Annotated in this window: 16 protein-coding genes; 8 read left to right on the plus strand and 8 right to left on the minus strand. The window is 71.9% G+C overall.

What is annotated here, in order from left to right; genetic code table 11:
* Positions 1-357 (minus strand): helix-turn-helix domain-containing protein (locus NCI01_RS13985; RefSeq protein WP_254182110.1); only part of this gene is annotated, 357 nt, incomplete at its 3' end.
* A 122-nt stretch (positions 358-479) separates the two neighbouring features.
* Between NCI01_RS13985 and NCI01_RS13990 the strand changes: the two genes are divergently transcribed.
* Positions 480-1,469 (plus strand): YihY/virulence factor BrkB family protein, encoded by a 990-nt coding sequence (locus NCI01_RS13990; protein ID WP_254182111.1) that lies wholly within the window; start codon positions 480-482, stop codon positions 1,467-1,469.
* Here NCI01_RS13990 and NCI01_RS13995 read toward each other — a convergent pair.
* The 4 genes from NCI01_RS13995 to NCI01_RS14010 all read right to left on the minus strand — a co-directional run bounded on the left by NCI01_RS13995 (position 1,459) and on the right by NCI01_RS14010 (position 3,880).
* Positions 1,459-1,983 carry an HAD family hydrolase gene (locus NCI01_RS13995; RefSeq protein WP_372495182.1) on the minus strand — a complete coding sequence of 175 codons (525 nt, stop codon included), beginning with the start codon at positions 1,981-1,983 and terminating at the stop codon, positions 1,459-1,461. The two genes, NCI01_RS13990 and NCI01_RS13995, sit on opposite strands and share 11 nt — an antisense overlap.
* Positions 1,984-2,112: 129 nt before the next feature.
* Positions 2,113-2,583: a PTS sugar transporter subunit IIA gene (locus NCI01_RS14000; protein WP_254182113.1), complete on the minus strand. Its 471-nt coding sequence runs from the start codon at positions 2,581-2,583 to the stop codon at positions 2,113-2,115.
* Positions 2,580-2,813, minus strand: coding sequence for a PTS sugar transporter subunit IIB (locus tag NCI01_RS14005; RefSeq protein ID WP_254182114.1), 234 nt, complete (start codon positions 2,811-2,813; stop codon positions 2,580-2,582). The genes NCI01_RS14000 and NCI01_RS14005 overlap by 4 nt, the downstream gene beginning before the upstream one ends.
* Complete coding sequence (locus NCI01_RS14010) at positions 2,810-3,880, minus strand: SIS domain-containing protein (RefSeq protein WP_254182115.1); 1,071 nt, start codon at positions 3,878-3,880, stop codon at positions 2,810-2,812. The genes NCI01_RS14005 and NCI01_RS14010 overlap by 4 nt, the downstream gene beginning before the upstream one ends.
* A gap of 94 nt (positions 3,881-3,974) precedes the next feature.
* Here NCI01_RS14010 and NCI01_RS14015 point away from each other — a divergent pair, with 94 nt between their 5' ends.
* Genes NCI01_RS14015 through nagA form a run of 3 tightly spaced genes read left to right on the plus strand, consistent with a single transcriptional unit; the run spans position 3,975 to position 7,127 of the window.
* Complete coding sequence (locus tag NCI01_RS14015; RefSeq protein WP_254182116.1) at positions 3,975-4,742, plus strand: GntR family transcriptional regulator; 768 nt, start codon at positions 3,975-3,977, stop codon at positions 4,740-4,742.
* Entirely contained in the window at positions 4,742-5,995 is a 1,254-nt protein-coding gene (locus tag NCI01_RS14020) for a PTS transporter subunit EIIC (RefSeq protein WP_254182117.1), read from the plus strand. Before NCI01_RS14015 ends, NCI01_RS14020 begins: the two co-directional genes overlap by 1 nt.
* Before the next feature lies 1 nt (position 5,996).
* On the plus strand, positions 5,997-7,127 hold the full coding sequence (gene nagA / locus NCI01_RS14025) for an N-acetylglucosamine-6-phosphate deacetylase (RefSeq protein ID WP_254182118.1): 1,131 nt from the start codon (positions 5,997-5,999) through the stop codon (positions 7,125-7,127).
* Between the two features lie 470 nt (positions 7,128-7,597).
* On the opposite strand, the gene NCI01_RS14030 is transcribed toward nagA, so the two are convergent.
* Genes NCI01_RS14030 through NCI01_RS14040 form a run of 3 tightly spaced genes read right to left on the minus strand, consistent with a single transcriptional unit; the run spans position 7,598 to position 10,799 of the window.
* Positions 7,598-8,524 carry a carbohydrate ABC transporter permease gene (locus tag NCI01_RS14030; RefSeq protein WP_254182119.1) on the minus strand — a complete coding sequence of 309 codons (927 nt, stop codon included), beginning with the start codon at positions 8,522-8,524 and terminating at the stop codon, positions 7,598-7,600.
* The gene (locus tag NCI01_RS14035; RefSeq protein WP_254182120.1) at positions 8,521-9,468 is read right to left on the minus strand and encodes a carbohydrate ABC transporter permease; all 948 of its coding nucleotides are present in this window, start codon (positions 9,466-9,468) and stop codon (positions 8,521-8,523) included. The genes NCI01_RS14030 and NCI01_RS14035 overlap by 4 nt, the downstream gene beginning before the upstream one ends.
* Before the next feature lie 2 nt (positions 9,469-9,470).
* Entirely contained in the window at positions 9,471-10,799 is a 1,329-nt protein-coding gene (locus NCI01_RS14040) for an ABC transporter substrate-binding protein (RefSeq protein ID WP_254182121.1), read from the minus strand.
* Positions 10,800-10,975: 176 nt separating this feature from the next.
* Here NCI01_RS14040 and NCI01_RS14045 point away from each other — a divergent pair, with 176 nt between their 5' ends.
* From NCI01_RS14045 to NCI01_RS14060, 4 genes are read left to right on the plus strand one after another with little or no spacing between them, the layout of a single operon-like run.
* The gene (locus NCI01_RS14045) at positions 10,976-13,000 is read left to right on the plus strand and encodes a beta-galactosidase (protein ID WP_254182122.1); all 2,025 of its coding nucleotides are present in this window, start codon (positions 10,976-10,978) and stop codon (positions 12,998-13,000) included.
* Complete coding sequence (locus tag NCI01_RS14050) at positions 13,000-13,815, plus strand: DeoR/GlpR family DNA-binding transcription regulator (RefSeq protein WP_254182123.1); 816 nt, start codon at positions 13,000-13,002, stop codon at positions 13,813-13,815. Before NCI01_RS14045 ends, NCI01_RS14050 begins: the two co-directional genes overlap by 1 nt.
* Positions 13,812-15,938 (plus strand): alpha-galactosidase, encoded by a 2,127-nt coding sequence (locus NCI01_RS14055; protein WP_254182124.1) that lies wholly within the window; start codon positions 13,812-13,814, stop codon positions 15,936-15,938. The genes NCI01_RS14050 and NCI01_RS14055 overlap by 4 nt, the downstream gene beginning before the upstream one ends.
* A gap of 29 nt (positions 15,939-15,967) precedes the next feature.
* Complete coding sequence (locus NCI01_RS14060; protein ID WP_254182125.1) at positions 15,968-16,585, plus strand: class I SAM-dependent methyltransferase; 618 nt, start codon at positions 15,968-15,970, stop codon at positions 16,583-16,585.
* Positions 16,586-16,590 lie beyond the last annotated feature (5 nt).

The following is a 16,590-nucleotide window of genomic DNA, read 5'->3' on the forward strand; positions in this document are numbered from 1 at the left end:
GCAGCGATAGCGGCTGAGGACCTTGTGCACGGTCGAGGGGTGCAGGCCGAGGTGGTACCCGATCCGGGCGGGGCCCCAGCGGCGGGTGATGCGGAGCCCGACGATGCGGCGTTCTGTGCGGCGCTCCAGCCGGGTCGGGCTGCGGCGCGGACGCGAGGACCGATCGAGCATGTCGCCTGCGACGGGGACGCGGCCGGTGGCCAGAACCTGCCGGTAGCGACGCACCCACCGTCCGACGGTCGAGGTGCCGACCGAGAACCGCTCCGCGGCACGGGCGTAGGGGAAGTCGCCTTCCACGACGAGCTGGGCCAGGCGTAGGCGACCTGCCGGGGTCAAGGTGGCGTTAGCGTGGGACATGAAGGCCTCCGTTGGTGAGACGTGGTTGCGTGGTAGCTCCACACCTCACCCGGAGGTCTTCGTCATCGTCCACCCGACCCGCCGTGCTCAACGTCCGTGGTCAGAACACCTAGGGTGCGCCCATGACCACCGCACGCACCGTCCCCGTCACCACCGAGATGGACGGTGACGAGCTGGACGCGATGGACGCCTGGCACCTCGCGCGCCAGCACGGCCTGCGGACCATCGCGGTCGAGTCGTTCGTGCGGTTCCGCTACGGCGACGGGTTCACCAACTCGCGTGCGCTCGCCCTGCAGGCGTGCCTCGCCGTCGTCCCCTTCCTGCTGGCCCTGACCGGCCTCGCCTCCGACATCGACGAGGAGCGTCCGGCCGCCGTCGTCGCCCACGTCGTCGACTCCCTCTCCCCCGGCTCGGGCGACGGCGACGCCCTCGCGTCGGCGGTCGACGGGTCGGACGCCTCCGAGCGCGCCGGGGAGATCGCGCTGGTCCTCGGCCTGGGCTTCGCGCTCGTCTCGATGACCACGGCGATGGCGCAGGTCGAGCGCGGCGCCAACCGCATCTACGGCATCCGACGCGACCGCAAGGCGCTGCACAAGTACGGCCGGGCGGCGGTGCTGACGGCCGTGCTCGCCGGTCCTGTGGGCATCGGGTTCGTGATGATCGTCGGGGGCGGCGCCCTCGGCGAGGCGATGGCGGACAACTACGGCTGGTCCGACACCTCGGTCGACTGGTGGAACGGCCTGCGATGGCCGATCGGCATCGCGCTGCTCGTCTTCGCGATCGCCGTGCTGCTCGACCACGCGCCGCGACGGCGCCAGCCGGCGCTGTCCTGGCTCGCCCTCGGGTCGGGCATCGCGGTCGTGCTCAACGCGATGGCCACGGCCGGGCTGGCGGCCTACGTCTCGTTCAGCGGCTCGTTCGGCAGCGTGTACGGCCCGCTCGCCGGCATCTTCGCCCTGCTGCTGTGGGCGTTGCTGTCCTCGGTCGCCTTCTTCTACGGCACCGCGGTGTGCGCGCAGCTCGAGGCGCTGCGCGCCGGCGAGGTCGCCCCGGCGCTCGACGACCCGGGGCGCCCGCACGCGCGCACCGTGGGCGACCAGGTCACGGGCTGACCGACGGCACGACGGCCAGCAGCGGACGGAGGTCGTCGTGCACTTCGACCGCGCCGGCCGCGCTGAGCTGCGCGTGCTCGTGCGTCGTCCGGATGCCGTGCACGCGACGTACGCCGGCGCCGAGGGCCGCGCGCACGCCTGCGGGTGAGTCCTCGGCGGCGACCGCGTGCTCCGGGTCGACGTCGAGCCGCTCGCAGGCGAGGGCGTAGCCGGCCGGGTGCGGCTTTCCGTCGACGACGTCGCGAGCGGTGACGACGAGGTCGACCGCGTCGAGCGGCAGGGACAGCGCCGCGAGCGACCGCTCGACCCAGGCGGGTCCGGCCGAGGTGACGATCGCGAGGGGTGTGTCCGCCGCGCGGGCGGCGACCAGCAGGTCGCGCGCGCCCGGCACCGGAGCGGGCGGCTCGTCGGGCACGAAGGCGACGACCTCGCGCGCCATGTGGTCCGGGTCGAGCCCCGACCAGGGACCGGGCTCGGTCGCGAAGACGTCCTCGGCGCGGCGGCCCGTGAAGATCGCGAGGTCGGGGAGCTCCCAGCCGCGGTGGGCGAAACCAGGCGACGTACGACGCGCGGTGGAGCGGCTCGGAGTCGACGAGGGTGCCGTCGAGGTCGAGCAGGAAGGCCGAGACCGGCGCGCGGCCGCTCACGGGGTCCTGAAGAGCAGGTCGCCGGCGGCGACGGCCGCACCGATCGCGTCGCTGGTCACCGAGCCCTTCTCGCCGTCCATCAGCACCACCGGCACGACTGGCGAGACGTCCTGACCGCCGGCGGTGGCCGGCAGCGCGGACGGGTCCCACGTGATCATCGGGTCGCCCGCGGCGACGTCGCTGCCCTGGGTGGCAAGGACGTCGAAGCCCTCCCCCTCCAGCCGCACGGTGTTGATGCCGAGGTGCACGAGCACGCCGACGCCGTCGCCGAGGACGACGAAGGCGTGCGGGAGGAGCTTGAGGACCGTGCCCGCGATCGGCGAGACCACGGTGGTGCGGCCGCCGGACGGGTCGGCGAGCGGCTCGATGGCGACGCCCGGGCCGACCATCTCCTCGGCGAAGACGGGGTCCGGCACGTCCGTCATCGCGACGACCCGGCCCGGGCAGGGCGACAGCACGTCCGTCACATCAGGTCCTCGATGTCGTCGGCCAGGTTGTCCGCCTCGGGTCCGACGACGACCTGGACGACCGCGCCGCTCGCCATCACGCCGTGGGCGCCGGCTGCCTTGAGGGCGGCCTGGTCGACCAGCGAGCCGTCCTTGACCTCGGTGCGGAGCCGGGTGATGCAGGCCTCGATCTCGACGACGTTGTCGGCGCCGCCGAGCCCGGCGAGGATCTGCTCTGCCTTGGTGCTCATCGATGGTTCCTTTCGGTCTGGGTGACCTTGTCGAGTCCACGGGGGTTGTCGGGATCGAGGCCGAGGCGTCGCGCCATCTGCTCGATCATCCTCTGCGCCGGGACGATCGACGCGAGGGGCTCGACCACCTCCGGGAGGTCCGGGCCGGCGAGGTGCAGGTCGCAGCCGCGGGCGAAGTCGCGCGTGCCCCCGATGCCGAGGACGTGGGCGCCGCGCTCCTGCAGGTCGCGCACGAGGTCGGCCATCGGCTCGGCCAGCGGTCCGCTCGCGGACGCGACGAGGACGGCGAGCAGACCCTCGCTGACGACGGAGATCGGGCCGTGCCGCAGGTCGGCGTAGGAGTAGCCGCGCACCGGGCGCAGGCAGGTCTCCTCCATCTTCAGCGCCGTCTCAAGCGCCGTGCCGAGCAGGAGCCCGCGACCCGACACGACCACCCGACCGGCGCTCGCGAGCGCCTCGGCCGCGGCGGAGACGTCGGCACCGAGCAGCCCCTCCACCTCGTCGGGCACCCGCGCGAGCTCGGCGGCGAGTGACGGTCCGGTGCCGAGCGCGTCGGCGAGGACGGCGAGCGCCACCAGCTGCGTGAGGTACGTCTTGGTCGCGGGCACGGCGACCTCCGGCCCGGCCTGCGTCACCAGCGCCACCTCGGCGGCGTCGACGAGCGGCGAGCCTGCGACGTTGCTGATCGCGACCGTCGTGGCGCCGCACGAGGCGGCCCATGCCTGCGTCTCGACGATCTCGGCCGTGGCACCCGACTGCGACACCGAGACCACCAGCGCGTCGGACAGGTCGAGGCGCGCGCGGTAGTGCGTCGCGACGCTGGGAGCGGCCAGCGCGGCGGGGACGCCGGAGGAGACCTCCAGCAGGTAGCGGCCGTAGGTCGCGGCGTTGTCGCTGGAGCCGCGCGCGACGAGCAGCACGCGGCGACGACCGGCGAAAGCCGCGCGCAGCCGCTCCTGCTCGGGCAGCAGGTGCTCGAGCGTGCGACGCACCGCATCGGGCTGCTCGGCGATCTCGGAGGCCATGCGGGTGCTGCCGGCGATCGCCGTGCTCGTGCTGGTGCTCATGGTGGTCCTTGACAGATTCGGCTCGCGGTGGCCATGCTCCCAACTGGTACGTACCAGACCGTACCAATGGATCCACCGGGAGTCGAGAGGTCAGATGAGCCGCAGGATCGACGACGGCCCGCGGCCCAAGCACGCGCAGCTGAGCGACGCGCTGGCCGAGCTCGCGACCCGCGAGCTCGACCCCGACACCGCCATCCCGTCGGAGCGCGAGCTGATGGCGACGTACGACGTCTCGCGCGCCACCGTCCGCAAGGCGATCGACGGGCTCGTCGCCAGTGGCCTGCTGCACCGCATCCAGGGCAAGGGCACCTTCGTCGCCCGCCCGCGCGTGGAGAGCCGGCTGCACCTCGCGTCGTTCACCGAGGACATGCGCCGGCGCGGGCTGACCCCCTCGACGCGGCTGATGCGTGTGGACGAGGAGCGCCCACCGGCGGAGATCGCGCGCACGCTCCGCCTCGGCGCACGCGGCACGGCGTGGCGCATCGACCGCGTACGCCTGGCGGACGGCCAGCCGATGGCGATCGAGCAGGGCTGGTACCCCCGCGCCCTCCTGCCCGACCTCGACACCGAGGACCTCACCGGCTCGCTCTACACCCTGTTCGCCGGGCGCTACGACCTCGTCATCGACGGCGCGGAGCAGACCCTGTGGGGCGAGGCCGCCGAGGGCGCGACCGCACGCCGCCTCGAGGCCCCCGTCCACACGCCCCTCCTCGTCTTCCGCCGCTTGTCCAGCGCGGCCGGCCGACCGGTCGAGCACGTCGTCTCGCGCTACCGCGGCGACCGCTACCAGGTCCACATGAGCCTCGGCGCCGCATCGGGCGACGCCGGGAGAACCAGCACCGCCAGAAGGGAACGATCCTGATGACCACCCAGGACACCACGCAGGACAGACGCAGGCTCAACCTCGCACCGGTCCAGAAGTTCGGGCGCAGCCTCATGCTCCCGATCGCCGCCCTGCCCGTCGCGGCGCTGCTGCTGCGCCTCGGGCAGCCGGACCTGCTCGGCGAGGACGGGGTCGGCTGGACGAACGTCGCCGCCGTCATCGGCGCCGCCGGCGACGCGCTGTTCGCCAACCTGCCGCTGCTCTTCGCCGTCGGCATCGCGATCGGCATGGCCCGCAAGGCCGACGGGTCGACCGCGCTCGCCGCGGTCGTGGGCTACCTGGTCTTCACCGGCGTCGGCGACGCGATGTCACCGGTCATCCTCGGCCTGCCCGAGGGCGACGCCGAGCAGGAGCTGATCAACTACGGCGTCCTCGGCGGCATCGTCACCGGCCTGGTCAGCGCGTTCCTCTGGCAGCGCTACCACCGGATCTCGCTCCCGCCCTACCTCGCGTTCTTCGGCGGGCGCCGCTTCGTCCCGATCATCACGGCCTTCGCGATGCTCGCCGTCTCGGTGCTGATGAGCTTCGTCTACCCCGCCTTCGACGCCGGCATCACCGGCCTCGGCGAGTGGGTGACCGCCAACGCGGTGCTCGGCGGTTTCGTGTACGGATTCCTCAACCGGCTGCTGATCCCGCTCGGGCTGCACCACATCCTCAACAACCCGCCGTGGTTCATCTTCGGCGAGTACCAGAGCGGCGGCGAGGTCTACCACGGAGACATCGCCCGCTTCCTGGCGGGCGACCCCACCGCCGGCGCGTTCATGACCGGCTTCTTCCCGATCATGATGTTCGCCCTCCCCGCCGCGGCGCTGGCGATCTGGCACGAGGCACGCCCGGAGAACAAGAAGCTCGTCGGCGGCATCATGCTCTCGGCCGCGCTGACCGCCTTCCTGACCGGCGTCACCGAGCCGCTCGAGTTCGCGTTCATGTTCGTCGCGTTCCCGCTCTACGTCATCCACGCGTTCCTCACCGGCACCTCGATGGCGCTGGTCAACGCGCTCGGGATCAAGGACGGCTTCGGCTTCTCCGCCGGACTCTTCGACTACGTCCTGAACTTCAACATCGCCACCAAGCCGCTGCTGATCATCCCGATCGGCCTGGCCTACGCGGCGATCTACTACGTGCTCTTCCGGTTCGTCATCCGCAGGTGGAACCTCAGGACTCCGGGCCGCGAGGACGACGGCGACCCGGCCGCCGGCGGCTCGATCGTCGAGCAGGACGACAAGGCCTGACGTGATCCTGACGGCAGCACAGGTGGTCACCCCGGCGCGCATCCTGGCGCCGGGGTGGCTGCTCCTCGACGGCGACCTCATCGCCGGTGTCGGCGAGGGACCGCCGCCCCGACCGGCCGACGTCGACCTGGGCCCCGTCACGGTGACCCCCGGCTTCGTCGACCTGCACGTGCACGGCGGCGGCGGGGCGTCGTTCGACGTGGGTACGGCGGACGCTGCCGCCGTCGCGGCGTCCACCCACCTCGCCCACGGCACCACCTCGATGGCCGCCAGCCTGGTCACCGACACCTCCGACCGGATGGCCGCCGCCGTCCGCGAGCTGGCGCCGCTGGTCGAGGACGGCCGGCTGGCCGGGATCCACCTCGAGGGTCCGTGGCTCAGCCCACGGCGCTCCGGCGCCCACCGGCCGGGCTCGCTGTCGGACCCCGGACCGGCGGCGATCGACGGCCTGCTGTCGGCCGGCGACGGCGCGATCCGCATGGTCACCCTCGCCCCCGAGCTGCCCGGCGGGCTCGACGCCGTACGACGACTCGCCGCGGCCGGCGTGCTCGTCGCGATCGGCCACACCGACGCGACGTACGACGAGGCGCGCGCCGCGATCGACGCGGGTGCCCGCCTCGGCACCCACCTCTTCAACGCCATGCGTCCCCTGCACCACCGCGACCCCGGGGCCGTGGGGGCGCTGCTCGACGCGCCCGTCGACGTCGAGCTGGTCGCCGACGGGGTGCACCTGCACCCCGTCGTCCTCCGCACGGTCTTCGCGACCAAGCCGGGCCGCTGCATCCTGGTCACCGACGCGATGGCGGCGGCCGGCGCACCCGACGGCGACTACCGGCTCGGCCCGATGGCGATCGAGGTGCGCGAGGGCGTCGCCCGCCTCGCCTCACCGGGCGGTGACGGCGCCATCGCGGGCTCCACGCTGACGATGGACGCGGCGGTGCGCTTCTGCGTGGGCACCGCCGGCCTCCCGCTGCTCGACGTCGTGCACGCCGCCAGCACCGCCCCCGCCCGCGCGTGGGGCCTCGACGACGTCGGCGCGGTCGAGCCCGGACGCCGGGCCGACCTGGTCGTGCTCGACGAGCGGCTGCACGTCGTCCGCGTGATGCGCGCCGGCGTCTGGCACGACTGGTGAGGGGTTGAGCAACGCCGCCGCAGCAACCTGCGACGGCGTTCCCCTGCATCTGGACGGGTTGGCTGCCTATCAGTAGTCGCTGGGGCACCAGAAGTTCGACGATGCGTACGCCCGGCCGTTGACCACTGCGAAGGCGCGGTACTTGCCGGCGTAGGACGGGTGATTCGCCCAACCAGTCCGGAAGGTGTTGACCGTGCCTACGAGTTCCAGCGCGCCTCGACACACCACGGTCGACGACCATGAGTTGTATCCGACTTCCTTCTGGAGGCAGAGCCGATCGCCCTGGCGAATCGTGCAGTCGTTGAAGCGTCCCTCTGCGGTGATCGTCCCCCACATGTATCGGGACACGTGCACGTTCGGTGCGCACGCTGCGTTGGCCGCAGGGATCGGAGCCAACACATTGACGAAGCCCGCCGCGAGCAACCCCGCAAAAACTGCCCCTTGTCGAGGAAACCCGTTGGTCCAGTCCGTCAGCCCTTGGTCGACCCCAACGTCAGACCGGAGACGAACTGCTTCTGCAGCGCGAAGAACACCACCAGCACGGGCAGCGCCACGATGATCGATCCCGCCGCGACCAGGTTCGTGTCGGTGAAGAACTGGCCCCGGAGGTTGTTGAGCGCCGAGGTCACGGGCAGCTTGTTGCCCTGCTGGATCAGCACCGTCGCCCAGAAGAACTCGTTGTAGATCCACGTCACCTGCAGCGTGGCGAGGGCGGCGAGGGCGGGGCGTACGAGCGGCATGGTGAGCTGCCAGTACTGGCGCCACACGCTCGCGCCGTCGAGCTCGGCCGACTCGTAGATCTCGTAGGGCAGCGTCTTCATGTAGTTGCTGAGCACGAAGGTGCAGAAGCCCATCTGGAAGGCGGTGTTGACCAGGATCAACGCCCAGAAGCTGTTGAGCAGGGAGCCGGTGTCGCTCATGAAGAGCGGGAGCGGCACCTCGCGGAACATCCGGAAGACCGGGATGAGCAGCGCCTGCGGCGGCAGCAGGTTGGCGGCGAGGAACACGCCGAGCAGGGTGAGGTTGAACCGGTAGCTGAACCGGGCCAGCACGAAGGCGACCATCGAGGACAGCCACAGCGTGAGCAGCACCGCGGGGACGGTGATGAGGAGCGAGTTGCGCAGGTGGAGCCCGAAGTTGCCGCGAGACCACGCGTCCTCGTAGTTGGAGGTGGTCCACCCGCCGAAGGAGAGGTAGCCGTTGGCCTGGGTGTACTCGTACTCGCGGAAGGAGTTGATCAGCGCCCACAGGAGCGGGAAGAGCCACGCCAGCGCCAGCACGGCGACGATCACCGTTGCGATCGCACCGCGGCGCCGGCTCAGCACGCCGCCCTCCTGCCGCCGTGGCGGCACGGGGGCCGAGGCCGGCGGCGCGGCGGTCGGGGTCTGGGTGCTCATCGGGTGCGCTCCTCACGGAAGACGTTGCGCAGGTAGATGGTGATGAAGACCGACGAGATGAGCATCATGATCACGGCCAGCGCCGAGCCGAAGCCGTAGCGCGTCGCCTCGCCGATGACGTTCTGGGCGACGAGGGCGCCGATGACCTCGAGCCCGTTGCGGCCCTTGTTGATGACCCACACGATGTCGAACGCGCGCAGCGACTCGATGACCACGATGACGATCACGATCAGGTTGATCGGTCGCATCACCGGGAAGATCACGTTGAAGAAGGTCTTCACCTCACCGGCGCCGTCGACCGCCGCCGCCTCGCGGAGGCTGGCGTCGACGCCCTTCAGGCCGGCCAGGTAGATGAGCATGATGTAGCCGGTGTGCCGCCACGCCGTGGCGACGAGCACCGCCCACAGGTTGATGTCGGGGTCGCCGTACCAGTCGATCTGGGTGCCGAAGACGTCGTTGATGAGGCCCTGGTCGCGGGAGTAGAAGAGCTGCCAGATGAAGCCGATCAGTGCCATCGAGAGCACGACCGGCATGTAGAACGCCGTCTGGTAGAACCGGCTGCCGCGCATCTCCCGGTCCAGGACGACCGCGAGGAGCATCCCGAGCACCGTCGGGAAGAGGAAGAGGAACACCAGCCAGATCAGGTTGTGCTGGATCGCCGGCCAGAACGGCGGGTAGATCGTGGCGATGTCCTTGTAGTTCTGGAAGCCGACCCACTCGATGGTGTCGAGGTCGCCGAAGCCGTTCCACTTCCCGAAGGACAGGGCGAAGGACAGGGCGGCCGGCACCCACACCAGCAGCACGACCAGCACGAGCGGGATCGTGACCATCGTGATGACGACCCACCGGTCCCGTGTGGGCAGCTTCTTCTCGCGCCCCTGGGGTGGCGCCGCAGCACGCTGCTGCTGCGGCGCCTCCGCTCGGGTCTGCTCGATGTCGGTCATGGTCAGAAGATCGAGTTCGCCTGCTCCTGGATGCTGGCGGTGATGCCGTCGATGTCGTCGGGGTTCTTCAGGAACTCCTGGATCGACGGGATCATCACCGTGTTGGCGAAGTCGGCGTTGGTGTCGCGGTCCATGAACTGCGCGATGTTGGCGGCCGCACTCACCACCTCCACCGACTTCTTCTGCAGGTCGCTGTAGGTCGAGGTGCTGGCGCCGGAGTTGGCCGCGATGAACGGCGCGTCGGCCGCGTTGTTGCCCGCGTCGGCCGCCTGGGCGCTCCCGAGCCACTTGATCATCTCCTTGCCGGCCTCCTGGTTCTGGCCGGCCGCCGCCACGCAGAAGCCGTCGATCGGCGCGTCGAGGGAGTCGGCCGGGATCGAGGAGTCGAGCTGGGGGAAGGTGAAGAAGTCCAGGTCCTCGCCGTTCTCACCGAGGGCGTCGACCACGAAGGTGCCGAGGAGGTACATGCCGCACTCGCCCTTGCCCATCGCGGTCGCCGCCTCCTGCCACGTGCGGCCGAGCGGATCGGCCTGGTGGTAGGGCAGCAGCGTGCGCCACGTGTCGAAGACGAGCTTGACCTCGTCGCCGTCCCACGCCTCGTCGCCGGCCATCAGGCTCATGTGGAAGTCGAAGCCGTTGAGGCGCATGTTGAGGATGTCGAACGTGCCCATCGCCGGCCAGCCGTCCTTGTCGCCGAAGGCGAACGGCGTGATGCCCTTGCCCTGCATGTCGTCCATGAGCGCCATGAAGTCGTCGTTGGTCTCGGGCGCCACCCAGCCGTTCTTCTCGAAGACGGACTTCCGGTAGAAGACCGCCCACGGGTAGTAGCTCACCGGCACGAAGTACTGCTTGCCGTCGGGCGCGGTGGAGGCCTGCTTGAACGAGTCGTTGAGGCCGTCGATCGGCCAGACGTCACTCAGGTCGGTGATCAGGCCGTTCTCCGCGAACTGCGCCATCCGGAAGCCGGCGAACCAGGTGAACACGTCGTCGGGCGTGCCCTGGAGGTAGGTGTTGATGCTCTCCTGGAAGGTGTTGTGGTCGACGGCGTTGAGGCTGACCTTGGTGTCGGTCTCCTTGGTGTAGGCGTCGGCCATCCCCTTGAGCCGGTCGTAGGCCGGGCCCGACCCGTCGGCCTCGTTGATGCCGAACTTCACGGTCGCACCGGAGCCCGACGAGGGCCCGGAGTCGTCGTCACCGCCGCACGCGGCGAGCAGGTTGGCCCCACCCACGGCGAGGCCGCTGAGCGCCATGCCGCGCAGCACGGTGCGGCGCGAGGCGGCCATGGTGGTGAGCGCCGAGCGGGGGATGGCGCTGGAACGGGACAGTGACACGACGGCCTCCTGGACACGCTTGGGACAAAACCAAACAGGGGAGCACAGCATGTGACGGTCGCCACAGCCCCGTCAACCCCTGGGGAGGGTCATTTCGCACCAGATCAAACATTTCCGAACCCAAATCCTCGTTGAACCGTTGACTTTGCGATGTGAGGGTCGACACAGTTGGCCGCATGCCGACATCCCTGCCCGCACTGGCCTTCGGCGGCGACTACAACCCCGAGCAGTGGCCCGCAGCGGCCCATCGCGAGGACCGCGAGCTGATGCGCGAGGCGGGGGTCGACCTCGTCACGCTCGCGGTCTTCTCGTGGGCCTGGCTGCAGCCGCGTCCCGGCGCGTGGGAGTTCGGCTGGCTCGACGAGCAGATGGACGACCTCCACGCGGCTGGCATCAAGGTCGACCTCGCCACGGCCACCGCCTCCCCGCCGCCCTGGCTGACCCACCGCCACCCCGAGATGCTCCCGGTCACGCAGGACGGACGCACGCTGTGGCCGGGCGGACGGCAGTCCTTCTGCCCCAGCTCGCCGGTCTACCGCGAGCACGCCCTCGAGCTCTGCACCCGGATGGCCGAGCGCTACCACGACCACCCCGCGCTCGCTCTCTGGCACGTGTCCAACGAGCTCGGCTGCCACAACGCCCGCTGCTACTGCGACACCAGCGCGGCGGCGTTCCGGACGTGGCTGCGGGCCAGGTACGACGACGACGTGGCCCGCCTCAACGACGCGTGGGGCACCGCGTTCTGGTCGCAGCGCTACGACGACTTCGCGCAGGTGCTGCCGCCCCGGGTGGCACCCACCCACGCCAACCCCACGCAGCAGCTCGACTTCGCGCGCTTCTCCTCCGACCAGCTCCTCGACAACTTCGTCGTCGAGCGAGACGTCCTGCACCGGCTCTCCCCGGGCGTCCCCGTGACGACCAACTTCATGGTGATGCGCCAGACGCCGCAGATGGACTACCTGCGGTGGGGCCGCGAGCTCGACGTGGTCTCCAACGACCACTACCTGATCGGCGAGGAGGACGGCGGCCACCGCGAGCTGGCGTTCAGCGCCGACCTCACGCGCGGCACGGCGGACGGGCGCCCGTGGCTGCTGATGGAGCACTCCACCAGCGCGGTCAACTGGCAGCCGCGCAACCGGGCCAAGCTCCCCGGCGAGATGATCCGCAACAGCCTGTCGCACGTCGCGCACGGCGCCGACGCGGTGCTGTTCTTCCAGTGGCGCGCCTCGCGCGCCGGGGCCGAGAAGTTCCACTCCGGGCTCCTCCCCCATGCCGGCACCGACACCCGCCAGTGGCGCGAGGTCGTCGAGCTCTCGCGCGTGCTCGACGCCGCCGAGGAGGCTGCGGGCAGCACGGCGCGCAACCAGGCGGCGATCCTCTTCGACTACGAGGCGTGGTGGGCCTGCGAGCTCGACTCGCACCCGAGCATCGACGTGCGCTACCGCGACCGGGCCGAGGACCTGCACCGGGCGCTGTCGGCCCGCGGCGTGGGCGTCGACGTCGTCCACCCGTCGACCGACCTGTCGTCCTACCGGCTCGTCGTGGTGCCCACCCTCTACCTCGTCGACGACGCCGCCGTGGCGTCCCTGACCGCGGCCGCGGAGGCGGGCGCCACGGTGGTGATCACCTACTTCAGCGGCATCGTCGACGAGTCCGACCACATCCGCCTCGGGGGCTACCCCGGCGCCTTCCGTGACCTGCTCGGCGTCCGCGCCACCGAGTTCCTCCCGTTGCTGAGCGGCCAGTCGGTGGTCGTCGAGGGACTCGGCAGCGACCCCGTCACTGCCGACACCTGGGCCGAGGACCTCGAGCTCGCCGGTGCGGAGGCGGTGGCGACGTACGCCGACGGGCCTGCCGCGGGGCTCCCCGCCGTCACGCGCCGGGCGGTCGGCGAGGGCACCGCGTGGTACGTCGCGACGCGCCTCGACCCCGCCGGCACCGACCGGCTGGTGGAGCGTCTCGTCGACGAGACCGGCGTCGAGACGCTCCCCGGCGCCGCGGACCTCGTCGAGGTCACCCGCCGCGTGGGCGAGGACGCGAGCTGGCTGTTCGTGATCAACCACGGGGAGGCGCCCGCCCCGGTCGACGTGCACGGGCGGGAGCTGGTCACCGGACGAGACGTCGCCGGGGACCTTCGGGTGCCGCCCGGCGGCGTGGCCGTCGTCCGCGAGTCCGCCCGACCGGCCGGCAGGGAGGCGTGATGCTCGCCGCCCAGCGCCGCGGACGGATCCTCGCCGAGCTCAACCGCGACGGGACGGTGCGCGTCACCGACCTCGTCGAGCTGCTGGGCGTCTCCGACATGACCGTGCGGCGCGACCTCGTGGCGCTGCACCGCGAGGGGCTGCTGGAGAAGGTGCACGGCGGCGCGCTCGCCGTCGACGAGCCGTCGTCGTCCGAGCCCGGCTTCGCCGCGAAGTCGGTGCAGCGTCGGCGGGAGAAGGAGGCGATCGCCGCAGCCGCGGCCGAGCTGGTGCACACCGGCATGGCGATCGCGGTCTCGGCCGGCACCACCACCCACGCCCTCACCGAGCACATCGCCCGGATCCCCAACCTCACCGTCGTCACCAACTCCGTGTGGGTGGCCGACGTGCTGCACCGCACCGGCGACGCCACCACCTCGGTCCTCCTCACCGGCGGGCTGCGCACACCGTCCGACGCCCTGGTGGGCCCGGTCGCGGTGTCGTCGCTGCGCAGCCTCCACGTCGACGCCTTCTTCATGGGTGTCCACGGCATGGACGTGCGCGCCGGCTTCAGCACCCCCAACCTGCTCGAGTCGGAGACCAACCGCGCGATGATCGAGCGATCGCGCCGCCTGATCGTGTGCGCCGACTCGAGCAAGTGGGGGGTCGTGGGGCTCAGCAGCATGGCCGGGCTGTCGGAGGCGGCGGTCCTGGTCACTGACTCCGGGCTCTCCGCCCACGCCAGCGGCGCCCTCGCCGACCACGTGGGCGAGCTGGTCGTCGTGGACCCGGTCGACGGCGACGACGACGCCCTGGCCGAGGCAGGCGACTCATGAGCGCCGCGCCCGTCCACCTCCAGCGTGGCGGCGTCAGCGTCGTGCTGGCCCGCGACACCGACGGCATCCCGCGCGTCGTGCACTGGGGCGCCGCGCTCGGCGACCTCGGCGAGGCCGACCTGACCGGGCTGGCCGATGCCCGGCGTCCAGGCGTGTCCCACTCGGCGTACGACGGACCGCGCACGACCGGGCTGGTGCCCGACGGCACGCGAGGCTACGCCGGCACCCCGGCCCTGTCCGGCCACCGCGTGGGCGGCAATGCCCGGGCGGTGACGCCGAGCCTGGTCGCGTGGGACGTGCACGTCGACGGTGACGCGAGCCTCACCTGCACCTCCACCGACGACGAAGCGGGCTGGTCCGTGCGGGTCGGGCTGTCGCTGGACGACGCCGGGCTCCTCCACGCCCGCACCTCGGTGACCAACACCGCCGCCGGCGACCTGCACCTCGCCTCGGTCCTGACCGCGCTGCCCGTCGGCGCCCACGCCACCGAGTTGCTGGACCTGACCGGGCGGTGGTGCAAGGAGCGCTCCCCGCAGCGGCACCCCTGGGTGCAGGGCACCCACCGCCGCGACGCGCGCCACGGCCGCACCGGCCACGACGCCACGCTGGTCATGGTCGCCGGCACTCCCGGGTTCGGCTTCGGCGCCGGCGAGGTGTGGGCCCTGCACACCGCGTGGAGCGGCAACCACACCCACTACGCCGAGCGCACGCCCGAGGGCGAGTGCCTGATCGGCGGCGGCGAGCTCCTCGACCCCGGCGAGGTCGTCCTCGCACCCGGCGAGACCTACGACGGGCCGCGCGTGCTGGGCTCCTGGTCGGGCACCGGCCTCGACGCGATGAGCCACCGCTTCCACGCCCACCTGCGCTCGCTCACGCCGCGGGTGCGCACCGAGCGGCCGGTCATCGCCAACTCGTGGGAGGCGGTCTACTTCGACCACTCCCTGGAGCGGCTCGCCGAGCTCGCCGACGCCGCGGCCTCCGTCGGCGTCGAGCGCTTCGTCCTCGACGACGGCTGGTTCCTCGGCCGCCGCGACGACAAGTCCGGGCTCGGCGACTGGGCGGTCGACCCCGACGTCTGGCCGCAGGGACTGGGCCCGCTCGTCGAGCACGTCACGGGCCGCGGCATGGAGTTCGGGCTGTGGGTGGAGCCGGAGATGGTCAACCTCGACTCCGAGACCGCTCGCAGCCACCCCGGTCGCGTGCTGCGCGGTCGCGCCGCCGCGCCGCCCGAGTGGCGCCACCAGCAGGTGCTCGACCTGCAGGACGAGGGGGCCTACGACGACCTGCGCGCCGCCCTCCTCGCCTTGCTCGACGAGCTCGACATCGCCTACCTCAAGTGGGACCACAACCGCGATCTCACCGACGCCGTCCACGACGGCCGCCCCGCGGTGCACGGGCAGACGCGCGCGTTCTACCGGCTCCTCGACGAGCTGCGCGACGCCCACCGGACGCTCGAGATCGAGTCGTGCTCCTCGGGCGGCGCGCGGGTCGACGCCGAGGTCCTGTCCCGCACCGACCGGATCTGGCCCAGCGACACTATCGACGCCCTTGAGCGCCAGCACCTCCAGCGCTGGACCTCGCTGCTCGTTCCGCCCGAGCTTATCGGCTCGCACGTCGGCGGCCCGACCGCGCACACCACGGGGCGGACGCACTCGCTGCGCTACCGGGCCGCGGCCGCCCTGCTCTACTGGTTCGGCATCGAGTGGGACGTGTCCCGACTCGACGAGGCGACCCTCGCCGAGCTGCAGGAGTGGGTCGCGCTGCACAAGCGGGTGCGGCCCCTCATCGGCACCGGCACCCTCGTGCACCCCGACCACCCGGACCCCGCGGTGGTGGTGACGGGCATCGTGGCCGAGGACCGCTCGGAGGCCTGGTACGTCGTCGCGACGGTGGCCGCCACCGCGACCCAGCACCCGGCACCGCTCAGGCTCACGGGGCTCGACCCGGACCGGCGCTACCGCCTGACCGAGGAGGTGCCGCGAGGCATCGGCGCCGACCTCAGCGGAGCCTGGTCCGGCGACGGTGCGGAGCTGAGCGGGCGCGTCATCGCGAGCTCCGGGGTCGCGCTGCCGGTCATGCGTCCGGAGGAGGCCCTGGTCCTGCGGGTCGTGGCCGTGGGCTGAGGCGGCCTCCCGGGCCTACCCTGCTGGACATGGACGCACACGCCTGGGACGAGCGCTACGCCGCGAGCGACCTGGTCTGGTCGCGCGAGCCCAACCAGTTCGTGGCCGCCGAGCTCGCCGACCTGGCTCCGGGCACCGCGGTCGACCTCGCCGCCGGCGAGGGCCGCAACGCCATCTGGCTCGCCTCGCGCGGCTGGTCGGCCACGGCGGTGGACTTCTCGCAGGTCGCCCTCGACAAGGGGGCGCGCCTCGGCGAGGGCCTCGACGTGGCGTGGGTGTGCGCCGACGCCACCGCCTGGACGCCGGACGAGCCGGTGGACCTCGTGGTGATCGCCTACCTGCAGGTGCCCGCCGCCGACCGCCGGCGGGCGGTCCGCAACGCGGTGCGGATGCTGCGCCCGGGCGGGACGCTGCTGCTGGTCGCCCACGACTCGACCAACCTGACCGACGGCACCGGCGGGCCGCAGGACCCTGCCGTGCTGATGAGCGCCGACGACGTCGTCGGTGACCTGACCAGCGCCGACGACCTCGACGTCGAGGTGCTGCGCGCAGAGCGGGTCGCCCGCGAGGTCACCTCGGACGACGGCCACGGTGGCGAGGAACGGCGTACGGCCTGGGACTGCCTGGTCCGGGTGGTCAGGCGCTGAGCGCG

This window comes from Nocardioides pinisoli (assembly GCF_024199985.1).
Classification (GTDB): Bacteria; Actinomycetota; Actinomycetes; order Propionibacteriales; family Nocardioidaceae; genus Nocardioides; species Nocardioides pinisoli.